We start from the raw sequence: 25,128 nt of genomic DNA, 5'->3' as shown, positions 1-25,128 counted from the left end.
TCGCCGCGATCGACACGGTGCTGCCGGGCGTGGCCCAGGCCGGCCCGTCCGAACGGCTCCGACTCGTGTCCCCCACGGCCGGGCCGCCCAGTCGCGTCGAGGTCGTGCCGGTCCGCCACCTCGAGGTCGTCGAGTACCCGCCGGTGCGCGCCGACGTCGAGGCCGACGTGGCGCACGGCAGCGTGCTGACGTTCACCAGCGCCGGTTCCGCCGACGTCCCGGCCACGATCGAGGTCGACACCGCGCGCGGCATGGCGTGGCCGCGGCTCGGCGACCCGGCAGGAGGCTGGTCGGTCCGGGTCGCTGCGGCCATCGGGGCCGGTGGGAGCCTCGTCCTGGAACCCACCGACGCGGGCGGGGTCACCGCGACGGTGGTCGAACGCGGGCTGACGCGCGTGCTCGCCCCCGAGCTCGTCCACGTCGTGCCCGAGCACCCCGCGCCGGGCGCGCGCGCCGCGCTCACCGTGCGCCGGGGCCGCAACCGTTGGAGCTGGACCGAGTGCCGTGCCGCGCGGTTCGACTCCGCGGTCGTCGACACGGACCGGTTCGCGGGGGAGCCGTGCACCGAGGAGGCCGTCTTCGACGTGAGCCGGTTCGCGCCGACCGAGGTCCCGGCGGTCTTCGGGGGGTCGGCGACCCGGTCCGCGACGGCGCACGTGCGGGTCACGTGGGACTCCCACGCTGCCGGCACCTTCGAGGTGAACCTGCCGCGCGACCTGGACCCCCGGTTCGGGCGCGTCTTCGACGAGGCGCGGTTCGGCGCGGCCGAGCCCGAGCGCATCGCGGGCGTCGTCACCGAGCCCGAGCTCGACCCCGACCGCCTGGTCCGGCGGATCAACCTCGAGTCGAGGCTCGTCGAGGCGAAGGACGTGCCCGTCGTCCCCCTCGGGTGGACCGCGGTGACGCTGCCCTTCCGCGACCCGACCCCGCTGACGCTCGGCCGGTCGAACGACGTCGCGCGCCTGTATGTCACCGGACCGGGACTGGCCCCGCGGTTCGTCGAGATCGCGGCCGCCGAGCCGGGCACGTACGGCAACGACATCCGGGTCTCCGCACGGCTCGTCGGCCCGGAGATCTACGACGTCGAGGTGTCGATGCCGGGCGCGCGGTTCGAGAGTGCCCGCGCCGTCGTCCTCGGGCCGGACCTGCCCACCCTCGCGGACCAGCTGCTGGCGCCCGGCCCGGTCGGGGTCGCCGCGGCCAAGGCAGCCGGCGTCCGCGCCATCGTCACGAGGGACCGGGCCACCCCGGCCGTCTCCGAGCACCGCACCCACCAGGACGGGCCCCGCCCGGACGAGGAAGGAACACCATGACCGACACCACCGTGCCGTACGTCGAGCAGGCGCCCGGTGACATCCTCACCGCCGACGCGTGGAACGACATGCAGCGCAAGATCCACGCGGACATCGAGGCGAGCTCCCAGGCGGCCGCGGCCTCGGTGACCCACGTCGCGAACGCCGACGACGCGGCCCACCTCGAGGGCAAGGACCTCGCTGCGCTCACCGCCGAGGTCACCAAGCGCGTGCTCGACGACGTCCGCGGGCGCACCGGCTACCAGCAGCTCTTCAAGGTGGTCAAGGCCGACGAGCCCACGATCATCGAGCACGGCCTCGGCACGATGCCGCTCGTCGACCTCTACAAGCTCGAGTACTTCGAGGTCGCGTGCCACGAGGACGAGGAGACGCGCGCGTCCTTCGCGACGTTCTACCTCGTCAACCGCGAGGAGCGCCGCGTGCGGGTGCCGACCGCGAGCGGCGGTCGTCGCTCGATCGACATCCAGCCGCCCGACGGCCCCGAGATCGGGATCCCGTTCGCGGACATGCTCACGCGGTACAAGGTGCCGTACACCGACACGACGAGCCTCGACGACCTCGAGACGGAGTTCTGGAAGGCGTTCTTCAAGGCCCCGAACGACCGGTTCAACGACGACCAGTACTGCCACTCGCCGTGGTTCGAGCGGTGCTGCTCCGAGCAGCACAGCGTGAAGCGGCTCAAGGACCAGGGCGACTGGAACGACATGCTGTTCATCGTCCAGCCGCGCAAGACGGTCAACTACGTGGACGCCACGACGCCGCCCGTGCGGTTCCCGCAGCCGGCGAACGTGTTCGTCCAGCACCTCGACAACAACCGCACGGCCGTGTGGTTCAAGCCCCCCACGCCGCACGACCCCGGCGACGACGCCCGGGCCCGCGCGTACATCAACGACCCGAGCAGCCCGGTCATCGACCCCGACGCCCTGTCCACCGAGGGCGACGACGTCCAGGGGCGGTTCGAGCGCGAGCTCAAGCTCATGGTGCTGCTGAAGGCCTGACGGGCACAGCCCCGGGCGCAGGCGCAGGACTCGACGAGGAGGAGGCGCACGATGCAGGTCCGCGCGAGGCATGCGGGCGGGCAGCTCCCGTTCGAGCGCGACCAGCGGCTCGTGCTGCGCCGGCTGCCGGTCGGCGCGGTCGTGACGCGTGCCGTCCTGACCCTGACGCCCGTGAGCACCGACCCGACGGGACGGTTCCTGGAGACTCTGACGTTCCGGGCGGGCTCGGGTGCGGGGGACCGCGGCGCGACGAAGGTCGTCACGACAGCGGCGGTCGAGATCGACCTGCACGCCCGGCGCCGGCTCGCTGCCCTGACCGGGTCGGGTCTCGTCGGCTCCCCGCTGCTCGTCGACATCGGCGGAGGGTTCCTCGGCGTCGACACCCTGGGTGGCTTCAGCGGTGGCGCCCCGATGACCCTGACGAACGCGGCGGACCTGCCCGGGCTCACCGTGACGGGGCTGCGGATGCCGCGCGCGGGCGCCGATGTGTCCGTCCTGCGGGTCTCGTCGCCGCCGAGCGGCGTCACCGTCGCGGTCGAGGGCGGGCCGGTGTTCTTCACGCACCGCGGCGACCTCGTCGAACCGGTGACGACGCCCGACTTCTCGGACGTGCTGCAGGGGATGCTCCCCGAGCTCGACGTCGAGAACGGCTGCTGGGTCGTGCCGTTCGTCCTCCACTCCGACTCGATCGCGCGGCTCGACGTGGACCTCGCGATCGACCTCACCCTGGCGGCGTCCGCGGCACCGGACGGCGTGCGGACCGTGCAGGCGGCCTACCGGTTCGACGGCGCGCCGGTCGCCGGTGGCGGGGTGCTGGCGGTCAGCGTGCCGCCCGGCATGGTCGCTGTCGAGGGCGCGACGACCGGGCGCGTGCAGGGGGCGTTCGCCGCGACCCGCGTCGTGCACGGCGCGCTCACCGCGGCGACGGCGACCGAGCTGGTCGTCGTGGCGGCGGGTCAGTCCCTCGCGCAGGCGCTCGTCCCGGCGGGCACCGTGGTCGCCACGAGCGTGGACCTGCTGCTCACCGCGGTCACCGCCGCCGTGACGCTGGCCGTCGACCTCGTCGTCGACCTCGACGGCAAGCCCGGGAGCGCGTCGCTGCTCCCGCACCCGGCGGACGTCGCCCTCACGCGGGACGATGCCGGCTCGCCGACGTGGGTCAACGTCGCGCTGCCGCGCGAGGTCGAGGTCGCCGCGGGCCGGCGGGTGTGGCTCGTCGTGCAGGCGCGCACCGGGTCGGCAGCGTGGAGCGTGGGGGTCGGGCCGGCGCCCGAACCGAGCGCTGGCGTGGGGCCTGCGCTGCAGGGGACGCGCGACGGCGGGCTGTCGTGGCGTGCGGCGTCGGCCGGCACCGTGACGACGCCTCCGGCCCCGACAGGACCCGGGCTCGCCGCGGCGCTGCGGCTCCGGCACGCCACGACCGGCTTCCACCTGCCGCTCGAGCTCCGGGTCGGCGCCGGCGGCACCGAGGTCGGGGTGTCGGTGCAGCGGTTCGCGGCGTCGGGGGCCGTCGACTTCGGCCTCGACTTCCCCGACGTCGCCGGAGCCGTCAACACCGCGCTCGCGGCCGCGGGCGGGGGTGCGACAGCGGGCGGCGGCGAGCACGTGGCCAACGGCGACTTCGCGAGCTGGTACCGCGTGGGGACCACGGTGCGGCGGTCGCGCGACCTCACACCCGACCCGTCCGACGGGTACGACGCCCGCGCATGCGTGTTCGGCGCGGACGGGGCCCGCGCGCTCACGGTCGGCAGCAGGACCACCGTCGGCCCCGACGGCGCGGCCAGCCGGACCAGCACGCGGCTCGTCGTGTTCGACGTGCTCTCCGGCCAGAGCGACCTCGACGTCGCCGTCGACGCCCCCGCCGGCATGTCCGAGCCGACGGCCCTCGCGCTCGACCCCACGGGCCGCAGGCTCCTCGTCGCGACCCTCGTCTGGGGGACGACGCCCGAGGTCGCGGCCGGGGGCAGCGTCGACGGCTCGTGGTTGCAGCTGCTCGACGTCGCGACGGGCCGGTCCGTCGGTGCGTCCGTCCCGGTGCCCGAGCCGACGATGGCGATCGTGCCCGCGGCGGACGGTCGCGGCGTGTACCTCGCGGGCGGCGTCTCCGCGGAGTCGGCCGGCACCACGACCGTCCTGCGCCACGTCGACTGGGAGGCGCTCATCGCGGCCGCGGGGGGATCCCCGCTCGACTGGGACAGTCAGCCGCACGACGAGGTGCCGGGCCTCCCGCTCGCGCTCGCGGGCGGCGCCGACGGCCGGGTCGTGCTGCTCACCGGGACGCCGGCAGTCGTGGGCACCGCCACCGGGACGGGCGCCGCAGCAGAACGCGTGTGGTCCTATGCCGACCGGGCGGCGCTCGCCGCGGGAGACCGCCTCGGGGTCGACGCCGTGGCCGACGCGGTCGACGTCGCCTGCCCGTCCGTCGACGTCGTGCTGGTGCTGGCCGAGGACCGCGTCCGCTACCTGCGCGCCACCGACCTGTCGACGCTCACGGAGGTCCGGCTCGCCGCCGGTGACCCGGCCCGCGCCTGGGCGCTCGACCCGCAGGGCGCGCTCGCCGTCATCGCCCGCGAGGGCACCGTGGCCGTCCTGGACGTCACCGCCCGGCGGATGCTCCCGGACCCCGACATCTCGGTGCCGCCCGGCGAGGGGGCGCTCGCCGTCGCCGTGAGCCCGACGGGGACCCATGCGACGGTCGCGCGCTTCGACGACCCCTCGGTCGAGCTGCTCACGCTCGGGGACGCGCTGCCCGCCGAGTGGGAGCTCACGGCGGGCACGGTGCGACCCGTGAGCCTGCCGGCGACGGGCGAGGTGCTCGCGCTCCTCGGGAGCTCGACGCTCAAGCAGAGCGTCAGACTGCTGCACGACGCTGCGCCCGGCAAGGAGGTCGTGACGCCGCGGCCTGTCCCGGCGACCACCCAGTCGTCGATGTCACAGGTCGTGCCCGTCGTCGGGGGCGCGCGATACCGGTTCGGGTTCGACGGCGTGGCCTTCGTCGACGGCGCCCGGGCGCAGGTGATCTGGCGGGGCGACGCGTGCTCGACCGAGCGCACCGACCGTGTCCCGGTCCCGCTGCTCGACCTGGAGAAGCGCACCTCGCTCGACCGCGTCCCCCGCCAGGAGGTCGTCCTCGTGGCGCCCGCCGGTGCCACGCAGGCCGAGGTGCAGTTCTTCACGCCCGAGGGTCGGATGCTCGTCGACCGGGTCACGCTCAGCGGCTCGACCGACGTGGCGACCTCGACGTGGCAGCCCGCCGCCGCCTCGACGACCGTGATGCGCGCCGACGACGGGGTGACCCTGTCGAACGGCGGGGCCGTGGCGTCCGACGTCAGCCAGCTCGTGGGGGTCGTCGCGGGCGACCGGTTCGACCTGGTCGTGACGGCGGCCGCGAGCGGTGAGCCCGGAGCCGCCGTCGAGCTGACGTTCGGGGACGAGACCGGGCTGTCGGTCGGCACCCCGGTGCGGCTGCCGCTCGACGTCCTCGACCTCGACGCGCGGGCCGCCTCGGGTGCGGTCCCGGTCGGCGCCGTCGAGGCGCAGCTGCGGGTCGCGCTGCCGCCCGGCGCCGTCGTGCACCTCGCGGAGCTCACCCTGGCGGTCGGGGCACCGACCGACGTGGGGCTCTACTTCACCTCGGAGGCGCCCGGCGAGCTGAGCCTGACGGACGTCTCGGTCACGTTCGACCGCGGGGTGCCGGCGCCGGTGCCCGTCCCGCCCGGCGGCCTGTGCCCGGTGACCCCGACGAGCGAGGACGGCGACGTCTGCTACTGCCAGGAGTGCGGGCAGCACGGACCGGCGACGCACGGCAAGACCGCCGTGACGGACGCCGGTCGGGCGGCCAGCGTCACGCCGTGCCCGACGTGCGGCACCGCGCGCGTGCGCCTGGGTGGCGTCCCGCTGCGCCGGGCGCAGACCGTGTCCCTGCCGCAGTTCCGAGCGGTCGACCGGGTGCTCGCCACCCCGGTGCGCGGGGCGCCGGCCCTTGCCACCCGGCTGACCGTCGATGCCCCGGTCACGGACGTCGCGTTCGTCGGTCAGACGCGGGCCGCCCAGCTGCGCGCCGCGGGGGTCCGCGACATCGCCGCGCTGGCCCGGGCGGACGCCGAGCTCGTCGCAGCGCTGCCCGGGGTCTCGACGAAGCTCGCCGCGAAGATCATCGCGTCGGCGGCGGAGCTCGTCCGTACGCGCGGCGAGCGGGTCGTGGTCGGGCTGTAGCCGGGGAGGGGAAGGATCAGCCGAGCCGCTCGTCGAGCCAGCCGAGCACCTCGTCGAGGTAGCGGTCGCGGGCCGGCGCGGGGGACAGCGCGAGGTCGTGCGCGCCGCCGGCGACCTGGACGTACGTCACGTCGGGGCCCAGCAGCGGGGCGCGCGCGGCGATGTGCGCGACGTCGAGGACGCTGTCGGTCGTCACGAGCGCGTCGTGCCACCGGTCGTCGGGCCCAGAGGCGTCCGACGACAGGACGAGGACAGGGCAGTCGACGGCCAGCCCGCGGGCGACCCGCGCGTGCCCGCGGCGGATCGTGCGCAGCCAGCCGGCGCGGACCGGGAAGCCCAGCAACGGCTTCCAGGCGAGGTCGTAGTCCCACTCCCCGCCGGTACCCGAGTGCAGCGCGGGACCGTAGTGCTGCCCGAGCGCGCCGACCCGCAGCCGTGGTACGAACCGTCCGACGACGTCGACGAGCCGCGTCACGGGCACCCGCTCGACCCACGACCCGCGCAGGTCCAGCCACGGGCTGTTGAGCACGAGCGCGTCGACGACCCCGGCGCCGCGACGCGCGTCTGCCCACAGCGACGTGACCAGCCCGCCCATCGAGTGCCCGACGACCACGAGCTGGTCGTGGTCGGCCCGCAGCAGCCGGACGGCGGCGTCGATCTCCTCGCTGTACGCGGCCAGCTCGGTCACGAAGTTCGGCTCGCGCCCCGGCCGGATCGACCGCCCGTAGTCCCGCAGGTCGAGCGCGTAGAAGTCGTACCCGCGCGCGGCGAACGCGTCGCCGACGTGCGCCTGGAAGAAGTAGTCGACGAACCCGTGGACGTACAGGACGGCACGCCGCGGCGCCGGCCCGGTGGGTTCGAGGTGCACGAGGGTCGCGACGGGTTGTCCCTGCGCGTCGGGCCGCAGCTGCAGCGTGCGGGCGGTCCACCCGTCGCCGAGCACGTCGGGGAACGCGTCGGGGGCTGGTGCGGTGACGTCGTCGTCGGCCATACGTGATCGTCGCACGCGCGCGGGTTCCGGGCGCGGGCCGCGCAGCGATTGCGGGTCGACGCGGAGCGGCGGAGGCTGGGTGGTCCGGGAACGACTCGACGAGGAGGACGCCATGGGATCGGTGGCACGCATCACCCAGATCAGCTCACGTTCGGAGACGAGCTTCGAGGATGCGGTCCGCGGCGGCATCGAGAAGGCAGCGACGACGCTGCGCAACATCTCGGGCGCGTGGGTCAAGGACCAGAAGGTCGAAGTGACCGACGGCCGGATCTCGGCGTACCAGGTCGTCCTGGAGGTCACGTTCGTCCTCGAGTGAGGGCACGCAAGACTTGAGCGGAATACACTCAACTTCGGTCAGGTTCGTGCTCACAGAACCCGATCATCGATCATCGGACCGGAGGACGAGTGGACGCCAAGCTCACCACCAAGTCGCAGGAGGCCCTGGGTGACGCCATCCAGCAGGCGTCCGCCGCGGGCAACCCCCAGCTCGAGCCCGCGCACCTGCTGAACGCGCTGCTCGCGCAGGAGGGCGGGGTGGCCAACGGCCTGCTCGACGCGGTCGGTGCCGACCGGGGTGCCCTGGGCCGGGCGGTCCGGGCGGCCCTGGTGGCGCTGCCCGCAGCGAGCGGGTCCGCCGTCGCGCAGCCGACCGCCTCGCGCGCGACCTCGACCGCGATCGAGGCCGCGTCCTCCGAGGCGCGCGCGCTCGGCGACGACTACGTGTCCACCGAGCACCTCCTGCTCGGCATCGCCGCGGGCCGCTCGGGCGTTGCCGACGCTCTGCGCACCCACGGCGCGTCCCGCGACGCCCTCCTGGCCGCGCTGCCGACCGTGCGCGGGTCGGGCAAGGTCACGAGCCCCAACCCCGAGGGCACGTACAAGGCCCTCGAGCAGTACGGCGTCGACCTCACGGCCGCCGCCAAGGACGGCAAGCTCGACCCCGTGATCGGCCGCGACGCCGAGATCCGCCGCGTCGTGCAGGTCCTGTCGCGGCGCACCAAGAACAACCCCGTCCTCATCGGCGAGCCCGGCGTCGGCAAGACCGCCGTCGTCGAGGGCCTCGCGCAGCGCATCGTCGCGGGTGACGTGCCCGAGTCGCTGCGTGGCAAGCGGCTCGTCTCGCTCGACCTCGCGGCCATGGTCGCGGGCGCCAAGTACCGCGGCGAGTTCGAGGAGCGGCTCAAGGCCGTCCTCGAGGAGATCAAGTCGTCGGACGGCGAGATCGTCACGTTCATCGACGAGCTGCACACGGTCGTCGGGGCCGGCGCGGCCGAGGGCTCGATGGACGCCGGCAACATGCTCAAGCCCATGCTCGCGCGCGGAGAGCTGCGCCTCGTGGGCGCGACGACGCTCGACGAGTTCCGTCAGCACATCGAGAAGGACCCTGCGCTCGAGCGCCGGTTCCAGCAGGTCTTCGTGGGCGAGCCGAGCGTCGAGGACACCATCGCGATCCTGCGCGGCCTCAAGGAGCGCTACGAGGCGCACCACAAGGTCGCGATCTCCGACGCCGCGCTCGTCGCCGCCGCGTCCCTCTCGGACCGCTACATCTCCGGGCGCCAGCTCCCCGACAAGGCCATCGACCTCATCGACGAGGCCGCGAGCCGGCTGCGCATGGAGCTCGACTCGTCGCCGGTCGAGATCGACCAGCTCCGCCGCGCGGTCGACCGCCTGAAGATGGAGGAGCTCGCGCTCGAGAACGCGGACGACGACGCGTCCCGCGAACGGCTCGGGAAGCTGCGCGCGGACCTCGCGGACCGTGCGGAGGAGCTCGCCTCGCTGACCGCCCGCTGGGAGAACGAGCGTGCGGGCCACAACCGGGTCGGCGACCTGCGCGCCAAGCTCGACGAGCTGCGCATCGAGTCGGACAAGGCGCAGCGCGACGGCGACCTCGCGACCGCCTCCCGCCTGCTGTACGGGGAGATCCCTGCGGTCGAGCGCGAGATCGCCGAGGCCGAGGCGCGCGAGCAGCGGGCCGGCGTCGAGGATGCGATCGGCCCGGTCCCCGAGCCGATGATCGCCGAGAAGGTCGGTCCCGACGAGATCGCCGAGGTCGTGTCCGCCTGGACGGGCATCCCCGCGGGGCGCCTGCTCGAGGGCGAGAGCGCCAAGCTGCTGCGCATGGAGGACGTGCTCGGCCAGCGGCTCATCGGTCAGCGCGCCGCCGTCGCGTCGGTGTCCGACGCGGTCCGCCGCGCCCGGGCCGGCATCTCCGACCCCGACCGGCCGACGGGCTCGTTCTTGTTCCTCGGCCCGACGGGCGTCGGCAAGACCGAGCTCGCGAAGGCGCTCGCGGACTTCCTGTTCGACGACGAGCGCGCGATCGTCCGGATCGACATGTCCGAGTACTCCGAGAAGCACTCGGTCGCGCGCCTGGTCGGTGCACCCCCTGGGTACGTCGGGTACGAAGAGGGCGGCCAGCTGACCGAGGCCGTGCGACGCCGGCCGTACTCGGTCGTCCTGTTCGACGAGGTCGAGAAGGCGCACCCCGAGGTGTTCGACATCCTGCTGCAGGTGCTCGACGACGGGCGCCTCACCGACGGCCAGGGCCGCACGGTCGACTTCCGCAACGTGATCCTCGTGCTCACGTCGAACCTCGGCTCGCAGTTCCTGGTGGACCCGATGCTGGACGACGCCGCCAAGCGCGACGCCGTCATGGCTGCCGTCCACGCCGCGTTCAAGCCCGAGTTCCTCAACCGCCTCGACGACGTCGTGCTCTTCGACCCGCTGTCCCTCGACGAGCTCAGCCGCATCGTCGAGATCCAGGTCAAGGCGCTGGGCGCTCGCCTGACGGAGCGCCGGCTCACGCTCGACGTGACCCCGGCGGCGCGCGAGTGGCTCGCGATCGAGGGCTTCGACCCGGCGTACGGCGCCCGGCCGCTGCGTCGGCTCGTGCAGCGCGAGATCGGCGACCGGCTCGCCCGGATGCTGCTCGGCGGCGAGGTCCGTGACGGCGACACCGTCCGGGTCGACCGGTCCGACGACGGCGCGGCCGGCCTCACGCTCGCGGTGGTGGCTCGTCCGGTAGCGTCGGTCGCGTGACCGACGCCCCTGGGACCGTCCCGTTCTCCGACCCCGCACTCCTCGCCGAGCTGCTCGACCAGGAGGACAGGCTGGCCCTGCCGCACCTGACCTACGAGGACGCGGCACGCCTCGGCGCGACTCTCGCCGACCTGGCGGAGTCGCGCGGCCTGCCGGTCGTCGTGCGGGTCGAGGTCGACACGTCCGGCGGTCCGCACACCGTCTTCCAGCGTGCGCTGCCGGGCACGTCACCGAACAACGACTGGTGGCTCGGCCGCAAGGCCGCGGTCGTCCGGCACTACGGCCACTCGTCGTTCGCGGTCGGCACGAGGTACCGGGTCGAGGGCGGCACGTTCGAGACCCGGGCCGAGCTGGACCCCGAGCGCTACGCGGCGCACGGCGGGTGCTTCCCGCTGCGCGTGAACGGGCAGCTCGTGGGGGTCGTCGGCATCTCCGGGCTGCCGCAGCAGGACGACCACGCGCTCGTCGTCGAGGGCCTGGCGGTCTACCTCGGGAGCGCCCGGTAGCGTCTGGGGGCATGACGACAGCACCCGCACCGACGGCCCTCCCGACCCCGCGCTTCCCGGACCCGCGGGACGCGCCTGTGCTGCGCTGGGGCATCCTCGCGCCGGGCAAGATCGCGGGGACCTTCGCCTCGACGGTGCTCGCGAACACGGGCCAGCGGGTCGTCGCGGTCGCGTCGCGGTCGGTCGAGCGGTCCGCGGCCTTCGCCGCGACGCACGGCATCGAGCGCTCGTACGACTCGTACGCCCAGCTCGTCGAGGACCCGGAGATCGACGTCGTCTACGTCGCGAACCCGCACAGCGAGCACCGCGAGCAGGCGCTCCTCGCGATCGCCGCAGGCAAGCACGTGCTCGTCGAGAAGGCGTTCACCCGCAACGCGGGCGAGGCGCGCGAGGTCGTCGCGGCGGCGCGCGCGGCCGGGGTCTTCGCGATGGAGGCCATGTGGACGCGGTACCTGCCGCACACCGACGTGATCCGCCAGCTGCTCGAGGACGGCGCGCTGGGCGACGTGCACCGCATCACCTCGGACTTCGGCCTGCGGTCGCAGCCCGCGCCGACCCACCGCCTGCTCAACCCGGAGCTCGGGGGCGGCGTGCTCCTCGACCTCGGCATCTACCCCCTCGCGTTCGCGGCGTTCGTCGCGCGTCACGCCGGCCTCGGCCTGCGCCCGACGGCGATCCAGGCCGCGGGCGTCCTGGCCGCGACGGGGGTCGACGCGCAGACCGCGATCCAGCTCAGCTACCCGGGCGACGCGCACGCCGAGCTGTTCACGACGATGCTCGCCGAGACCGCGCAGACCGGGACCGTCGCCGGCTCGCGGGCCCGCGTCGAGCTCGGTCCCAAGTCGTTCACACCGACGAGCGTGACCCTCGTCGCCGGCGAGCAGCGGGTGACGTGGGACGACAACCGGATCCTCGGCCACGCGGGCCTCTGCTTCCAGGCGGCGGCCCTCGCGCGGTACGTCACCGAGGGGCTCACGGAGTCGCCGCTGCTGCCGCTCGACGAGACGATCGCGACGCTCGAGACCGCCGACGAGGTCCGCCGCCAGGTCGGAGTCGTCTTCCCGGGCGAGTAGCCGCTGGTCACGGCGCCGCGGTGCGCGCCCAGCCGTGGTGAGAACACGGTCGGCCGAGGGGTGCGAGCGCTACCCTCGTGCTCGCTGTCGGGTCGAACGTGAGGGGTCGAGGGAACGTGACTGAGCTCGTGGTCCGCGGCTACGCGAACGGTCGGGCCCGGCGTCAGCTGATCCTCGACGAGGCGACCGCGCTGTTCGGCGAGGTCGGCTACCGCGCGGCGTCGCTGCGAGAGATCGCGACCCGGGTCGGCATCTCCCACCCCGGCCTGCTGCACCACTTCCCGGCCAAGCAGACGCTGCTGCTCGCGGTCCTCGAGCACCGTGACGAGGTCGACGCGGAGCGGTTCGGCCTCGACCATCTCCAGGGCGTCGAGCTGCTGCGGCGCATGGTCGAGCTCGTGGCGTTCAACGCGACGCGGCCGGGCATCGTCGAGCTGTACTGCGTGCTCTCCGCCGAGTCGACGGCGGCGGACCATCCCGCGCACGGCTTCTTCGTGGCGCGGTACGCGCGCTTCGTCGGGCAGTGCGTGGGCGGGTTCGAGGGTGCGCGGGCGGCAGGTCAGCTGAGGCCCAGCATCGAGCCCGACGCCGCGGGGCGCGCGTTCGTCGCGCTGATGGACGGCCTGCAGGTGCAGTGGCTGCTCGACCGGGACAGCGTCGACATGGCGGCGGTGCTCCGGGCGACGCTCGCCGAGCTCCTCGTCGCGGATGCCTGACGGCTTCTTTTCCCCGGTCCTGGAATGGACTCGCTCCCGACCGCCTGGTAAGCACAAGCCCGAGATGACGACGACGGCGACGACAGGACGAGGTCGATGATGGCTGGCAGCACCCCGGACCCCCGGATCGGCGAGCTCGTCGCCCGGCTCACGCTGGCTCAGAAGGTCCGCCTGCTCACCGGCGCCGACTTCTGGTCGCTGCACGCCGAGCCTGCCGTCGGGCTGCGCACGGTCGTCGTCTCCGACGGCCCCTCGGGCGTCCGCGGCGCCGTCTGGGACGAGCGCGACCCCTCGCTCAACCTGCCCAGCGCGACCGCGCTCGCGGCGACCTGGGACCCCGAGATCGCCTACCGCTACGGTGTGGCGGCGGCGAACGAGGCCCGCCGCAAGGGTGTCGGCGTGGTGCTCGGCCCGACCATCAACCTGCACCGCAGCCCGCTCGGCGGCCGGCACTTCGAGGCGTACTCGGAGGACCCGCTGCTGACCGCCGAGATCGCCGAGGCGTTCGTCCGCGGTCTGCAGGACCACGGCGTCGCCGCGTGCCCCAAGCACTACGTCGCGAACGACTTCGAGACCGACCGGTTCACCGCGTCGGTCGAGGTGTCCGAGCAGGCGTTGCACGAGCTGTATCTCGTGCCGTTCGAGCGCGCCGTGGTCGACGCGGGCGCCTGGAGCGTCATGAGCGCGTACAACGCCGTCGGCGGCACGACCATGACCGAGCACCCGCTGCTCACCGAGCCGCTCAAGGGCACGTGGGGTTTTGACGGCGTCGTCATCTCCGACTGGACGGCCGTGCGCTCGCTCGCGTCCGCGGCGGCCGGCCAGGACGTCGTCATGCCCGGGCCGGACGGGCCGTGGGGCGACGCCCTGGTCGCGGCGGTCGAGGCCGGCGAGATCCCGGTCGAGGTCGTCGACGACAAGGTGCACCGGATCCTCGTGCTCGCGGCCCGCCTGGGCGCGCTCGATGGGTTCGACCCGGCCGTCCCCGTCCCGACGCTCCCGGCTTCGGACCACGAGGCGACCGTCGGCACCGACCCGGCCGACATCGCGCTCGCCCGCGAGGCCGAGACGCGCGCCATCGTGCTCGTGCGCAACGACGGCGTGCTGCCGCTCGGCACGCCGACCTCCCCGGCGCCGGCGACGATCGCGGTCCTCGGGCAGAGCGCGCTGCGCCCGCGCACCCAGGGCGGCGGCTCCGCGACGGTCGTCCCGGTCTCGACGGTCTCGCCCCTCGACGGGCTGCGCGCCGCGCTCCCCGACGCGACGATCACCTTCGCCACGGGCGCCCTCGTGCACGACGGCGTCCTGCCGTTCGCGCTCGACGACGTACGTGACCCTGAGACCGGTGCGCCCGGCGTCCGCACGAGGTTCCTCGCGGCCGACGGCGGCGTCGTGCTCGACGAGGTCCGGCAGGCGACGGACCTCATGTGGCTCGGCAACGCGCCGGTCGCGCACACGTTCGAGGTCCTGACCGACTACACCGCGCCCGAGTCTGGCCCGATCGAGCTCGGCTGGTCCGTGATCGGCAGCACCACGCTCGAGGTCGACGGCACCGTCGTGCTCGAGGCGGACCTCCTGGTCGCACCGGAGGACTTCGGTGCGGCGCTCATGGCCCCGCCGAGCACGACCGTCCGCGTCGAGGTCGAGGCCGGCCGCACCTACCGGCTGCACTGGACCCACCCGCTCACCGGCATCCCGTCGATGCCCGACGGCTCCGACCTGGCCGAGGTGCTGGGCTTCACGGCGGGCTGGCGGCCCGTCGTCGAGTCGACCGACGCGCTCATCGCCGAGGCCGTCGAGGCCGCCCGCACGGCCGACGTGGCCGTGGTCGTCGTCGGGACGAACGAGAAGGTCGAGTCCGAGGGCTTCGACCGCAGCGACCTGCGCCTGCCCGGCCGTCAGGACGACCTCGTCGCCGCGGTCGCGGCGGTCAACCCGCGCACGGTCGTCGTCGTGAACTCGGGCTCGCCCGTCGTGATGCCGTGGCGCGACGACGTCGCCGCGGTGCTGCTCACGTGGTTCGGCGGCCAGGAGTACGGCCACGCGCTCGCCGACGTCCTCACCGGCGCCGCCGAGCCCGGCGGGCGCCTGCCGACGACGTGGCCGAAGACCGAGGCGGACGTGCCGGTCCTCGACGTGACGCCCCACGACGGCGTCGTGCGGTACGACGAGGGCATCCACATCGGCTACCGGGCATGGCTGCGCGCCGGGATCGAGCCCGCGTACCCGTTCGGGTTCGGGCTCGGGTACACGACGTGGTCGTACGACGCCGTGCGCATCATGGACGCCGGCGTGCACTCGGGTGCGGTCGCGGCGTCGGGCAGCGTGCGGGTGAGCGTCGACGTGACGAACACGGGCGAGCGCACGGGCCGTCAGGTCGTCCAGGTGTACCTGGCGCGCGAGTCGTTGACGGTCGACCGCCCCCTGCGGTGGCTCGCGGGCTCCGCGGTCGTCACCGCCGACCCGGGCCAGACCACGACCGCCGAGGTCCTCGTGCGGGCACGCGCGTTCCAGCACTGGGACTCCGCGACGCACGCGTGGACGGCCGAGCCGGGTCGGTTCACGCTCGTCGTCGCGCGGGACGCCACGGACTCGGCCCTGGACGCGACGGTCATCCGCTGAGACCAGCGTCCGTCAGGGCAGGTGGACCGTCCCGTCGAGGAACGACCCGGTGAGCTTGCCTGCGTCGGTGGTGGCCAGGCACAGGCCGAGCCGGTCCCCGCGGGCCCACGAGGCTGCGGTGGGCGCCCAGGCGACCGCACGCACGCCGGCGTCCCGCTCGGTCGGGGTCAGGTCGCACGATGCCGCGACCCGGGCGTCCGCCGCGGCTTGACCGGGCCAGACGGCGGCGTCGTCGAACGCGTACTCCGTGACGACCTGGGCTGCGTGCGGATCGCCGCACGGCACGACCCGCACGGCGTCGACCTCCGCGCCGGTCGGCAGCGGGTCGACGCAGCTGCCTGTGACGAGCTGGCGCGCGTGGGCCTCGCGGGGCGCCGTGACGTCCGCCGGGAGCGGGCGCTGGTTGCGGGCCGTGAGCGCCGTCCCGACGAGGACGCCGACGAGCACGAGGGTGCCGACGACGCCGAGCGCGAGCCCGATCCAGGCGAGCCCGCGGCCGCGGGTGCCGCGCGCACGGATCCGGCGCAGCGCGAGGAACCCCAGCACGCCTGCGACCGGCCCCAGCGCGAGTGCTCCGGTGACGACCGAGGCCACTGCGAGCGGCTCGAGCGGCACCCGCGGAGCCTGCCAGCCCGGCGCGTAGTACGGCTCGTTCGACGAGCCGTCAGGGTCGGACCAGGCGGTCAGGACTGCACCTGCGGCGACTCGCCGGCGAGGGTCCCGTCGAGGGCCGAGCCGGTCAAGGTTCCAGGGCTGCTCACCAGCAGGCAGTAGCCCGACCGCACGCCGTTCAGCCAGTCGACGTCCGAGGGCGCCCACACGTTGGAGCCCGCGACCTGGGCCATGAGCGCGCCTGGCGCGAACGACGCGGCGATGTCGCTGCAGTCCGCCTGGACCGCGGTCGCCTCGTCGACCGACGACGGCGACGCGAGGAACTCCTCATAGGCGAGGACCTCCGCGGCATGCGGCGTAGCGCAGTCGACGAACGCCGGGTCGAGGAGGTCCGCGGACGGGAGGACCTCCAGGCAGTCGCCCGGCCACAGCCGCTCGTCGAACGCGAGGAACCCGATGGGCTCCTGCGTCTGCTCGGTGAGGGGAGTCGACGTCCTCGACGAGCTGCGCGTGCTGTTCCAGCCGTACTCGGCGCTGACGGCGACGAGCCACACGAACCCGATGATGAACAGGGTCATCACGATGCCGATGCTGATCCCCGCCCAGGCCAGGCCACGGCCGCGCGCACCCGTGCGCCGGATCTTGCGGAGGGACGCGATCCCGAGCCCGATCCCGACCGGACCGGTGATGCCCATCAGGACGATCCCGGCGCCGCTCGTCGAGATCGAGGCGATCGCGAGGCCGTCCCACGGAGGCTGCGGGTTGCCCCACTGCGGCGCCGGGTAGCCGTACGCGCCCTGGCCGTGCGCGTATCCGTACGACGGGACCTGCGACTGCGCCTGCGGGTAGCCGTAGGCGCCCTGCCCCTGCGGCGCTCCGTAGGCCGGGGCCGCCATCGGGTAGCCCGGGGCTGCGGGCGGGTACCCCGAGGCCTGCGGGTAGCCGGGCGTCGCCTGCGGGTAGCCGGGCGTCGCGGGCGGGTAGCCCGGCGTCGAGGCGGAGCCCGGCGCGAACGGGGGCTCGTGGCTGGGCTCGGGCTCGGGCGTCCAGGACGGCGGCGGCGTGGGTGCCGCGTCGTACCCGGTCGGCGGCGCGTACCCGGCCCCGTAGGGTGACGGCACCCCGGCGGTCGTCCCGTCCGGCTGCGCGGCGGGCGGCGCGAACGGGTTGGGGCGCTCAGGCTGCGGAAGAGGCCAGGTCGGCGGCGTGCTCATGGCGTCGAACCTAGCGGAGCGGGCGGGCTGGGAGAGGTCGTTCCACAGCCTGCCACCCGATCGGCTCGACGGGCTCAGAGGCCCCGCGCAGCTCAGTCCGCGAGGTCGAGGATGACCGGGACGTGGTCGGACGCGCCCTTGCCCTTGCGCTCGTTCCGGTCGATGGTCACGCCGGTCACGCGGGCGGCGAGGGTCGGCGACGCGTACGTGAAGTCGATGCGCATGCCCTCGTTCCGTGGGAACCGGAGCTGCTGGTAGTCCCAGTACGTGAACGTGCGAGCGCGGATGTGCTCGCGGGTGACCTCGGTGTACCCCGCGGTCGCGAACGCCGCGAACGCGGCACGCTCGGCGGGCGTGACGTGGGTCCGGCCGGCGAACACCTCGATGTCCCAGACGTCCTCGTCGAGCGGGGCGATGTTCCAGTCCCCGACGAGCGCGATCTGCGCTGACGGGTCGCCGACGCCGTCGGGCCCGGGCGTGAGCCAGGACGCCGCCTGCTCCTTGAGGCGCTCGAGCCACTCGAGCTTGTAGGCGTAGTGCGGGTTGTCGATCTCCCGCCCGTTCGGGATGTACAGGCTCCACACGCGCACGCCGCCGCAGGTCGCACCGAGCGCGCGCGCCTCGATGGCCGGCTCCTCACCCCAGGCGGGCTGCCCGACGAAGCCCCGCTCGACGTCCGCGATCCCGACCCGCGAGATGATCGCGACCCCGTTCCACTGGCTGTGGCCGTTCGTCGCGACCTCATACCCGGCGGCCTCGAAGGCCTCCCGCGGGAACTGCTCGTCCTTGCACTTGGTCTCCTGCAGCGCGAGCACATCCGTGCCCGAGCGCTCGAGGAAGGCCAGCGCCCGGTCGGCGCGGGAGCGGATCGAGTTGATGTTCCAGGTCGCGAGGCGCATGACGGTCAGGCTAGCCGGACCGACCGTCACCGGGCGGTCGGTGCGGATCTGCAGGACACCCGGCCCGGGGTCTGACAACCGGCGGGCTGGTCCGTAGGGTGGCCGCATGGGAACCGCACTGATCACCGGCGCGAGCGCTGGCCTCGGCCTGGAGTTCGCCTGGCAGCTCGCGACCGCGAAGCACGACGTCGTGCTCGTGGCCCGCGACGCCGACCGCCTCGAGCACCTCGCGAGCCAGCTCCGTGCCGCCGCAGGGGTGCGCGTCGAGGTCCTCCCCGCGGACCTGACTGTCCGCGCCGACGTCGAACGGGTCGCGGAGCGCCTGCGTGCGACCGAGCACCCGGTCGGGCTGCTCGTCAACAACGCGGGGGTCGGCCTGAACCAGCGGTTCGTCGGCGGCGACCTGGACGTCGAGGAGCGCGCGATCGCGGTCATGGTCCACGCGGTCCTCGTCCTCTCCCACGCGGCCGCGGGCGCGATGGTCGAGCGGGGTCGCGGCGCCATCCTCAACGTCGCGTCGATCGCTGCGCTGCTCGCGTCGGGCACGTACTCGGCGCACAAGGCGTGGGTGCGGACGTTCACCGAGGGCCTCGCGGTCGAGCTGAAGGGCACGGGAGTGACGGCGACCGTCGTCAGCCCCGGGTTCGTCCACACCGAGTTCCACGAGCGCGCGGGGATCAACATGACCGCGCTGCCGGACATCGCCTGGCTCGACGCGGATGCGGTGGTCGCGATCGCGCTGGCCGACGTGCGCCGCGGAGCTGTCCTGTCGACCCCGAGCCTGCGCTACCAGGCGGCGTCCGGGATCGCGCGCGTGCTGCCGCGGTTCGCCGTGCGGGCGCTCGGGAACTACCGCCACCGTCTGACCACCGCCGCGAGCGAGAGCGAGTCGTTGTGACCACCGAGACGTCCCGGGGAGCCGAGCTGTCGCCGACGCCGCGCGAGCAGCTCCGCGACCTCATCACCGAGCTGGCCGTGGTGCGCGGCAAGGTCACGCTGTCCTCCGGGCGCGAGGCCGACTACTACGTGGACCTACGCCGCATCACGCTGCACCACCGTGCGGCTCCGCTCGTCGGGCACGTGCTGCTCGACCTGCTCGAGGAGGTCGGCCTCGGCACCGCCGAGATCGACGCGGTCGGCGGCCTGACGCTCGGCGCGGACCCCGTCGCGACGGCCCTCCTGCATGCCGCGGCATCGCGCGGGCAGGACCTCGACGCGTTCGTCGTCCGCAAGGAGGCCAAGGCGCACGGGATGCAGCGCCGCATCGAGGGCCCGGACATCGCGGGCCGCCGCGTCGTGGTCCTCGAGGACACCTCGACGACCGGTGCGTCCCCCATCGCCGCGGTCGAGGCCGCGCGCGAGGCGGGCGCCGAGGTCATGGGCGTCGCGGTGATCGTCGACCGGTCGACCGGAGCACGCGAGAAGATCGAGGCGCTCGGCGTGCCGTACCACTTCCTGTTCGACCTGACCGACCTCGGCCTGGCCTGAGCAGCGGTCCCGTGCTCGTCCCGAGCGGCTCCGACGTCTTCCAGTCGTTCTGGCTCGTCCTGCTCGTCGTCGGCATCCCGCTCGGTCTCGTCGGCGCCTGGTGGCTCCAGCGCAAGCGGACCGAGCGGCTCACGGCCTGGGCGGCCGCGACCGGCTGGCGGTTCGAGGGCAGCGACCCGTCGCTCACCCAGCGGTGGACGGGTGAGCCGTTCGGCCAGGGCCACGCACGGCGGGCGACCGAGGTACTGCGCGGTCACTTCGAGGGCATGCCCGCGACGTCGTTCACCTACCGCTGGACGACCGGCTCCGGGAAGAACCAGTCGACGTACGTCCGGCACGTCGTCGCGCTGGACCTGCCCGCGTACCTCCCGAGCGTCGAGCTCACGCCCGACGGGCTCGGCGCGAAGCTCGCGAAGGTCGTCGGCGGCCAGGACATCCAGTTCGAGTCGGACGCGTTCAACCGCGCGTGGCGCGTCGAGAGCCGGGACCTCGCGGTCGCGCACGCGATCGTCAACCCGCGGCTGATGGAGCGTCTCCTGCGCCCCGACGCGACCGGTGAGTGCGTACGCATCGAGGGCACCTCGATCCTGTCGTGGGCGTACGGCGCGACCGACACCGACACCCTCGCCCGCCGGCTCGGGGTGCTCGTGGCGGTCGCTCGTGCGATTCCTCGACACGTGTGGATGGACCACGGCTACGATCCGATGACCGACCCAATCACCCGGGGGAACTCGTGACCGGCATCACCATCGCACTGCTCGTCATCGTGGCGATCATCGTCATCGTCCTGATCTGGGCCGTCGCCACCTACAACGGCTTCGTCCGCCTGCGCAACCTCGTGCAGGAGGCGTGGCGGCAGATCGACGTCGAGCTCAACCGACGCCACGACCTCATCCCGAACCTCGTCGAGACCGTCAAGGGCTACGCGGCGCACGAGCGCGGCGTGTTCGACGACGTGAGCCGGGCACGCGCCGCGGCGTCGGGTGGCGGGCAGTCCCCCGCGCAGCAGGCAGCCTCCGAGAACGTGCTCACGCAGGCCCTCGGACGGCTGTTCGCGGTCGCCGAGGCGTACCCCGTGCTGCGCGCGAGCGAGAACTTCCAGCAGCTCCAGGCCGAGCTGACCAACACCGAGGACCGCATCGCGGCGGGGCGCCGGTTCTACAACGCCAACGTGCGCACGCTCAACACCAAGGTCGAGTCGTTCCCCGCGAACCTCATCGCGGGGGCGTTCGGCTTCGTGCGCGCCGAGTACTTCGAGACCGAGGACCTCGCGGTGCGTGCGGCGCCGCAGGTCAGCTTCGGCGCGGGCGACGCCCCGGCACCGGGCGCGCCGACCGTCTGAGCCGGACCCCAGACCGCTGGGCTCAGCCGACGGCGACGAGGACGAGCGCGAGAGCCACCGACGCGCCGACCTCGCCGAGTCCGACGCTGCGCGGCGTGGCGTGCGGCCAGAGCCGGGGGACGACGGCGGCCCGCACGGCGAGCGCGAGGAACAGCACGCCCGCCCAGGGGCTCCACGCGAGTGCGGGCACGCAGACGAGCGCGTGGTACCCGACGGACTCGACGTACCGGCGCCGGTCGCCACGGTCGCGGATCATCGTCTTGACGTACAGCGCGGTGCCGAAGAAGTAGGCGAGCACGAGCCCCGTGACGGCCCACGTGGCTCCGTCTGTCGCGGCCGGAAGCCACGTCCAGGCGTGTGGCGTCGCCGGTCCCAGGCCCGCCGCGACGGCGACCATGACGCTCGCCGCGACCACGGTCGCCGCGTCGTTGACGAGCGACCGGTCGGTGCGCCGCACCGAGTGCCACAGGCTGACCGCGAGGAGCGGTGCGTACACGACACCCCACGTGACGAGCGCCGGACGACTCGAGAGCAGAGCGAGCCCGAGCGCGGCCGTGACCAGCGCGTACGCGCGCACCGGGGGCCAGTAGCGCGCCTTGCGACCGGACCGCAGCCAGAGCCCGGTCGCGAAGAACGCGAGATACGCGGCGAGCCACGCGACTCCGAGCAGCAGGTGACGCCACGTCGGTCCGACGCGCAGGGCGCCCACGACCACGGGCAGGACGAGCATCGCCCACGCGCCGTGCTGGTTCGGGATCCAGCCGGGACCGCGCCGCCGACGGGTCGGGGTGCGTCCCGTGCTGCTCGCGGGGACGGTCACACGCGCGAGACGAGGTCCGCGATCGAGTCGACGACGTGGCTCGGCCGGAACGGGAAGCGCTCGATGTCGGCGGCCCGCGTGGAGCCGGTGAGCACGAGGTAGGTCTGCAGGCCGGCCTCGATCCCGGCCACGATGTCGGTGTCCATGCGGTCGCCGACCATGGCGGTCGTCTCGGAGTGCGCGTCGATCCGGTTGAGGGCCGAGCGGAACATCATGGGGTTGGGCTTGCCGACGAAGTAGGGCTTGCGACCTGTCGCGGCGGTGATCATCGCGGCGACCGCACCGGTCGCGGGGAGGTCCCCCTCGGCGCTCGGACCGGTCACGTCGGGGTTCGTCGCGATGAAGCGCGCGCCGCCCTTGATGAGCCGGATCGCCTTCGTGATGGCCTCGAACGAGTACGTGCGGGTCTCGCCAAGCACGACGTAGTCCGGGTCGGTGTCGGTGAGCGTGTACCCGACCTCCCACAGCGCCGTCGTCAGGCCGGCCTCGCCGATCGTGTAGGCGCTGCCGCCCGGGACCTGGTCGTCGAGGAACTGCGCGGTCGCGAGCGCCGACGTCCAGATCGCCTCTTCGGGCACGTCGAGACCCGACGACGCGAGGCGCGCGTGCAGGTCACGCGGCGTGAAGATCGAGTTGTTCGTCAGGATGAGGAACGGCCGGCCGGCGTCCCGCAGCGCGCGCACGAAGTCGGCGGCGCCGGGCAGGGCCGTCCCCTCGTGGACGAGCACGCCGTCCATGTCCGTCAGCCAGCTGCGGATCTCGCGGGTCATGGTGTCCTCGCGGCTCGGTGGGACAGGTCGGTGGTTCGGTTCGGTGGGGAACCCGAGCCGTCAGACGGGCTCGTCGGCGGTCTCGTCGGCGACCACGACCACCGGGGCCCGACGCGCGGCGAGCCACGAGCGGGCGAGCTTGATCCCGATGGGGACGAGCGAGAGCAGGACCACGCCGATGAGCAGGTACTCGATGTTCGCCTTGATGAAGGGGATGTTGCCGAGCGCGTAGCCGAGCATCGTGACGCCGACGCCCCACAGCAGCGCGCCGACGACGTCGAACGAGACGTAGTGCCGGTACGACATGTGCCCGACCCCCGCGGCCACGGGCGCGTACGTCCGCACGAACGGGATGAACCTCGCGATGATGATCGTCCGGCCGCCGTACCGCTCGAAGTAGGCGTTCGTCTCGTCGATGTGGCTGCGCTTGAAGATCTTCGAGTCGGGCCGGTCGAACACCTTCGGGCCGAGCGTGCGGCCGATCCAGTACGCGCACTGGTCCCCGCCGAACGCCGCGAGGAACAGCAGCAGGCAGAGCAGCCACAGCGGGAAGTGCAGGACGTCCTGGGCGACCAGGGCGCCCGCGGTGAACAGCAGCGAGTCGCCCGGGAGCAGCGGGAACAGCAGACCCGTCTCGATGAAGACCACGATCACGACGCCGATGAGCGCGTACGCGCCGAACGACTCGATCAGATGATCGGGGTTGAGGAAGCTGGGTCCGAGGGTCGCCAGGTGACCGGAGCCGGACACGGCTGCGGTGAGGGCGGTCAGTGCGAGCACCAGACCAGGGTACGGGTGCGCTTGTGTCCTGACCCGACGGGCGACGTGAAGACCTCGCACGACTCGGCCCGTCGACTGGGATAATCGCCCGCATGACCACATCCCTGCCGCCCGTCACACCGGGCACCCTCGGTACCCCGCTGACCCCGGGCGCGACCCGCGTCCTGCTGCTCGGCGCGGGTGAGCTCGGCAAGGAGGTCGCGATCGAGCTGCAGCGCCTCGGGGTCGAGGTCGTCGCGGCCGACAGGTACTCCGGCGCCCCGGCGATGCAGGTCGCGCACCGCTCGCACGTGGTCGACATGCTCGACCCCGACGCGCTGCGCGCACTGCTGGCCGCCGAGCGCCCCCACGTCGTCGTCCCCGAGATCGAGGCGATCGCGACCCACGTGCTGGCCGAGGCCGAGGCCGCCGGGGTCCGCGTCGTGCCCACCGCCCGCGCGACGGTGCTGACGATGGACCGGGAGGGCATCCGCCGGCTCGCCGCCGAGGAGCTGGGACTGCCCACGTCGCCGTACCGGTTCGTCGACTCGCTCGCGGACCTCCGGACCGCCGTCGGCGAGCTCGGGCTGCCGGTCGTCGTCAAGCCGGTCATGTCGTCGTCGGGCAAGGGGCAGTCGGTCGTGCGGGTGGACGACGACGTCGTCTCCGCGTGGGAGTACGCGCAGCACGGGGGTCGTGCGACCGGCTCGGCGGACGGGACACCCGCGCGCGTCATCGTCGAGGGGTTCGTCGCGTTCGACTCCGAGATCACCCTGCTCACCGTCCGGCACGTCGGCGGGACGACGTTCTGCGAGCCGATCGGGCACGTGCAGGTCGACGGCGACTACCGCGAGTCGTGGCAGCCCGCCGCGCTCGCACCGGAAACCCTCGTCGAGGCCCAGCGCGTCGCCGCGACCGTGACGGACGCGCTCGGTGGCTGGGGCGTGTTCGGCGTCGAGCTGTTCGTCGTCGGCGACCGCGTGCTGTTCTCCGAGGTGTCACCGCGGCCCCACGACACCGGGCTGGTCACGCTCGTGTCCCAGGACCTCTCGGAGTTCGCGCTGCACGCCCGCGCGGTGCTCGGGCTGCCCGTGGGCGACGTGCTGCGGCTCGGCGCGGGGGACGGGCAGGGCGCGGCGGCGTCGTGCGCCGTGCTCGCGGAGGGCACGGGCGTGCCGGTCTTCTCGGGGGTGGAGGCGGCCCTCGCGGTGCCGACCGCGCAGGTGCGCCTGTTCGGCAAGCCGTCCGTCGCGGGCCGACGACGCGTGGCCGTGACGCTCGCCCGCGGCGTGGACGTCGCCGAGGCGCGGGAGCGCGCGCGGTCGAGCGCGACGGCGCTGCGGGTCGAGCTGACGTGACGGCGGTGGGTGACGAGAGCTCCGTCGTCGAGGGCGAGGTCGGCGTCGGCCCGTGGCCGGGTGGCCCGCGCGCCTGGCCGGATCTCGCCGGGCCCGACGGCGCACCCCGCTACGACCCGGACCTGCTCGCGCACGGCGACCGCCGCAACGTCGTCGACCGCTACCGGTACTGGACGCTCGAGGCGGTCGTGGCGGACCTCGACACCCGCCGCCACCCGTTCCACGTCGCGATCGAGAACTGGGCGCACGACATGAACATCGGGTCCGTCGTGCGCACGGCCAACGCGTTCGCAGCCGCCGAGGTGCACATCGTGGGCCGGCGCCGGTGGAACCGGCGCGGGGCCATGGTCACCGATCGCTACCAGCACGTGCGCTACCACGCGGACGTCGCCG

General features: G+C 73.8%; 20 protein-coding genes and 2 pseudogenes. 15 read left to right on the top strand and 7 right to left on the bottom strand.

Annotation, left to right across the window (positions count from 1 at the left end; all coding sequences use genetic code 11):
* From VFW79_RS00935 to VFW79_RS00925, 3 genes and pseudogenes are all read left to right on the top strand, one after another.
* Positions 1–1,313 (top strand): annotated as a pseudogene (locus VFW79_RS00935) (hypothetical protein); the annotation flags it as partial.
* On the top strand, positions 1,310–2,311 hold the full coding sequence (locus VFW79_RS00930; protein WP_329675443.1) for a hypothetical protein: 1,002 nt from the start codon (positions 1,310–1,312) through the stop codon (positions 2,309–2,311). The pseudogene VFW79_RS00935 and the gene VFW79_RS00930, both read left to right, overlap by 4 nt.
* Before the next feature lie 51 nt (positions 2,312–2,362).
* Positions 2,363–6,526: a helix-hairpin-helix domain-containing protein gene (locus VFW79_RS00925; RefSeq protein ID WP_329675442.1), complete on the top strand. Its 4,164-nt coding sequence runs from the start codon at positions 2,363–2,365 to the stop codon at positions 6,524–6,526.
* Between the two features lie 16 nt (positions 6,527–6,542).
* Here the strand turns inward: VFW79_RS00925 and VFW79_RS00920 are convergent, their stop codons facing one another.
* Positions 6,543–7,517 (bottom strand): alpha/beta hydrolase, encoded by a 975-nt coding sequence (locus VFW79_RS00920; RefSeq protein WP_329675441.1) that lies wholly within the window; start codon positions 7,515–7,517, stop codon positions 6,543–6,545.
* 112 nt (positions 7,518–7,629) lie between these two features.
* Between VFW79_RS00920 and VFW79_RS00915 the strand changes: the two genes are divergently transcribed.
* The 6 genes from VFW79_RS00915 (at position 7,630) to VFW79_RS00890 (ending at position 15,473) form a co-directional block, all read left to right on the top strand.
* Positions 7,630–7,833 carry a dodecin family protein gene (locus VFW79_RS00915; protein ID WP_329675440.1) on the top strand — a complete coding sequence of 68 codons (204 nt, stop codon included), beginning with the start codon at positions 7,630–7,632 and terminating at the stop codon, positions 7,831–7,833.
* An 89-nt stretch (positions 7,834–7,922) separates the two neighbouring features.
* On the top strand, positions 7,923–10,556 hold the full coding sequence (gene clpB / locus VFW79_RS00910; RefSeq protein ID WP_329675439.1) for an ATP-dependent chaperone ClpB: 2,634 nt from the start codon (positions 7,923–7,925) through the stop codon (positions 10,554–10,556).
* Positions 10,553–11,062, top strand: a complete 510-nt coding sequence (locus tag VFW79_RS00905; protein WP_329675438.1) for a heme-degrading domain-containing protein — start codon at positions 10,553–10,555, stop codon at positions 11,060–11,062. Before clpB ends, VFW79_RS00905 begins: the two co-directional genes overlap by 4 nt.
* A gap of 11 nt (positions 11,063–11,073) precedes the next feature.
* Entirely contained in the window at positions 11,074–12,135 is a 1,062-nt protein-coding gene (locus tag VFW79_RS00900; RefSeq protein ID WP_329675437.1) for a Gfo/Idh/MocA family oxidoreductase, read from the top strand.
* 116 nt (positions 12,136–12,251) lie between these two features.
* Complete coding sequence (locus tag VFW79_RS00895; protein WP_329675436.1) at positions 12,252–12,851, top strand: helix-turn-helix domain-containing protein; 600 nt, start codon at positions 12,252–12,254, stop codon at positions 12,849–12,851.
* A 99-nt stretch (positions 12,852–12,950) separates the two neighbouring features.
* Positions 12,951–15,473 (top strand): beta-glucosidase family protein, encoded by a 2,523-nt coding sequence (locus VFW79_RS00890; protein ID WP_329675435.1) that lies wholly within the window; start codon positions 12,951–12,953, stop codon positions 15,471–15,473.
* 12 nt (positions 15,474–15,485) lie between these two features.
* Here VFW79_RS00890 and VFW79_RS00885 read toward each other — a convergent pair whose 3' ends face one another.
* The 3 genes from VFW79_RS00885 to VFW79_RS00875 form a co-directional block, all read right to left on the bottom strand.
* Positions 15,486–16,088 carry a DUF4190 domain-containing protein gene (locus tag VFW79_RS00885; RefSeq protein ID WP_329675434.1) on the bottom strand — a complete coding sequence of 201 codons (603 nt, stop codon included), beginning with the start codon at positions 16,086–16,088 and terminating at the stop codon, positions 15,486–15,488.
* 68 nt (positions 16,089–16,156) lie between these two features.
* Entirely contained in the window at positions 16,157–17,299 is a 1,143-nt protein-coding gene (locus tag VFW79_RS00880; RefSeq protein ID WP_329675433.1) for a DUF4190 domain-containing protein, read from the bottom strand.
* Positions 17,300–17,391: 92 nt separating this feature from the next.
* On the bottom strand, positions 17,392–18,198 hold the full coding sequence (locus VFW79_RS00875; protein ID WP_329675432.1) for an exodeoxyribonuclease III: 807 nt from the start codon (positions 18,196–18,198) through the stop codon (positions 17,392–17,394).
* A gap of 106 nt (positions 18,199–18,304) precedes the next feature.
* Between VFW79_RS00875 and VFW79_RS00870 the strand changes: the two genes are divergently transcribed.
* The 4 genes from VFW79_RS00870 to VFW79_RS00855 are packed head-to-tail and all read left to right on the top strand — an operon-like array spanning position 18,305 to position 21,028.
* A complete protein-coding gene (locus VFW79_RS00870) occupies positions 18,305–19,096 on the top strand; it encodes an SDR family NAD(P)-dependent oxidoreductase (RefSeq protein ID WP_329675431.1) in 792 nt (263 codons plus the stop codon).
* Positions 19,093–19,686 carry an orotate phosphoribosyltransferase gene (gene pyrE, locus VFW79_RS00865; RefSeq protein ID WP_329675430.1) on the top strand — a complete coding sequence of 198 codons (594 nt, stop codon included), beginning with the start codon at positions 19,093–19,095 and terminating at the stop codon, positions 19,684–19,686. The genes VFW79_RS00870 and pyrE overlap by 4 nt, the downstream gene beginning before the upstream one ends.
* A gap of 11 nt (positions 19,687–19,697) precedes the next feature.
* Positions 19,698–20,423, top strand: coding sequence for a hypothetical protein (locus VFW79_RS00860; RefSeq protein WP_329675429.1), 726 nt, complete (start codon positions 19,698–19,700; stop codon positions 20,421–20,423).
* A complete protein-coding gene (locus tag VFW79_RS00855) occupies positions 20,420–21,028 on the top strand; it encodes a LemA family protein (RefSeq protein WP_329675428.1) in 609 nt (202 codons plus the stop codon). The genes VFW79_RS00860 and VFW79_RS00855 overlap by 4 nt, the downstream gene beginning before the upstream one ends.
* Positions 21,029–21,050: 22 nt before the next feature.
* On the opposite strand, the gene VFW79_RS00850 is transcribed toward VFW79_RS00855, so the two are convergent.
* From VFW79_RS00850 to VFW79_RS00840, 3 genes are read right to left on the bottom strand one after another with little or no spacing between them, the layout of a single operon-like run.
* Positions 21,051–21,848 carry a YwiC-like family protein gene (locus VFW79_RS00850; RefSeq protein ID WP_329675427.1) on the bottom strand — a complete coding sequence of 266 codons (798 nt, stop codon included), beginning with the start codon at positions 21,846–21,848 and terminating at the stop codon, positions 21,051–21,053.
* Positions 21,845–22,618 carry an HAD-IIA family hydrolase gene (locus tag VFW79_RS00845; protein WP_329675426.1) on the bottom strand — a complete coding sequence of 258 codons (774 nt, stop codon included), beginning with the start codon at positions 22,616–22,618 and terminating at the stop codon, positions 21,845–21,847. The genes VFW79_RS00850 and VFW79_RS00845 overlap by 4 nt, the downstream gene beginning before the upstream one ends.
* Positions 22,619–22,678: 60 nt before the next feature.
* Positions 22,679–23,398 carry a VTT domain-containing protein gene (locus VFW79_RS00840; protein WP_329675425.1) on the bottom strand — a complete coding sequence of 240 codons (720 nt, stop codon included), beginning with the start codon at positions 23,396–23,398 and terminating at the stop codon, positions 22,679–22,681.
* A gap of 92 nt (positions 23,399–23,490) precedes the next feature.
* Here VFW79_RS00840 and purT point away from each other — a divergent pair, with 92 nt between their 5' ends.
* Positions 23,491–24,735 carry a formate-dependent phosphoribosylglycinamide formyltransferase gene (gene purT / locus VFW79_RS00835; RefSeq protein ID WP_329675424.1) on the top strand — a complete coding sequence of 415 codons (1,245 nt, stop codon included), beginning with the start codon at positions 23,491–23,493 and terminating at the stop codon, positions 24,733–24,735.
* Positions 24,732–25,128 (top strand): annotated as a pseudogene (locus VFW79_RS00830) (RNA methyltransferase); the annotation flags it as partial. The gene purT and the pseudogene VFW79_RS00830, both read left to right, overlap by 4 nt.

Source organism: Cellulomonas sp. (genome assembly GCF_036279715.1).
Classification (GTDB): Bacteria; Actinomycetota; Actinomycetes; order Actinomycetales; family Cellulomonadaceae; genus Cellulomonas_A.
The sequence above is the reverse complement of the archived record's forward strand: the minus strand, read 5'-3'. Positions and strand labels throughout refer to the sequence as shown.

Bases quoted from the DNA above. Each gene is read 5' to 3' on its own strand.
- VFW79_RS00920 (WP_329675441.1), bottom strand. From the start codon at position 7,517: ATGGCCGACGACGACGTCACCGCACCAGCCCCCGACGCGTTCCCCGAC.
- VFW79_RS00915 (WP_329675440.1), top strand. From the start codon at position 7,630: ATGGGATCGGTGGCACGCATCACCCAGATCAGCTCACGTTCGGAGACG.
- purT (WP_329675424.1), top strand. From the start codon at position 23,491: ATGACCACATCCCTGCCGCCCGTCACACCGGGCACCCTCGGTACCCCG.
- VFW79_RS00870 (WP_329675431.1), top strand. From the start codon at position 18,305: ATGGGAACCGCACTGATCACCGGCGCGAGCGCTGGCCTCGGCCTGGAG.
- VFW79_RS00925 (WP_329675442.1), top strand. From the start codon at position 2,363: ATGCAGGTCCGCGCGAGGCATGCGGGCGGGCAGCTCCCGTTCGAGCGC.
- VFW79_RS00930 (WP_329675443.1), top strand. From the start codon at position 1,310: ATGACCGACACCACCGTGCCGTACGTCGAGCAGGCGCCCGGTGACATC.
- VFW79_RS00845 (WP_329675426.1), bottom strand. From the start codon at position 22,618: ATGACCCGCGAGATCCGCAGCTGGCTGACGGACATGGACGGCGTGCTC.
- VFW79_RS00890 (WP_329675435.1), top strand. From the start codon at position 12,951: ATGGCTGGCAGCACCCCGGACCCCCGGATCGGCGAGCTCGTCGCCCGG.
- VFW79_RS00900 (WP_329675437.1), top strand. From the start codon at position 11,074: ATGACGACAGCACCCGCACCGACGGCCCTCCCGACCCCGCGCTTCCCG.
- VFW79_RS00880 (WP_329675433.1), bottom strand. From the start codon at position 17,299: ATGAGCACGCCGCCGACCTGGCCTCTTCCGCAGCCTGAGCGCCCCAAC.
- VFW79_RS00875 (WP_329675432.1), bottom strand. From the start codon at position 18,198: ATGCGCCTCGCGACCTGGAACATCAACTCGATCCGCTCCCGCGCCGAC.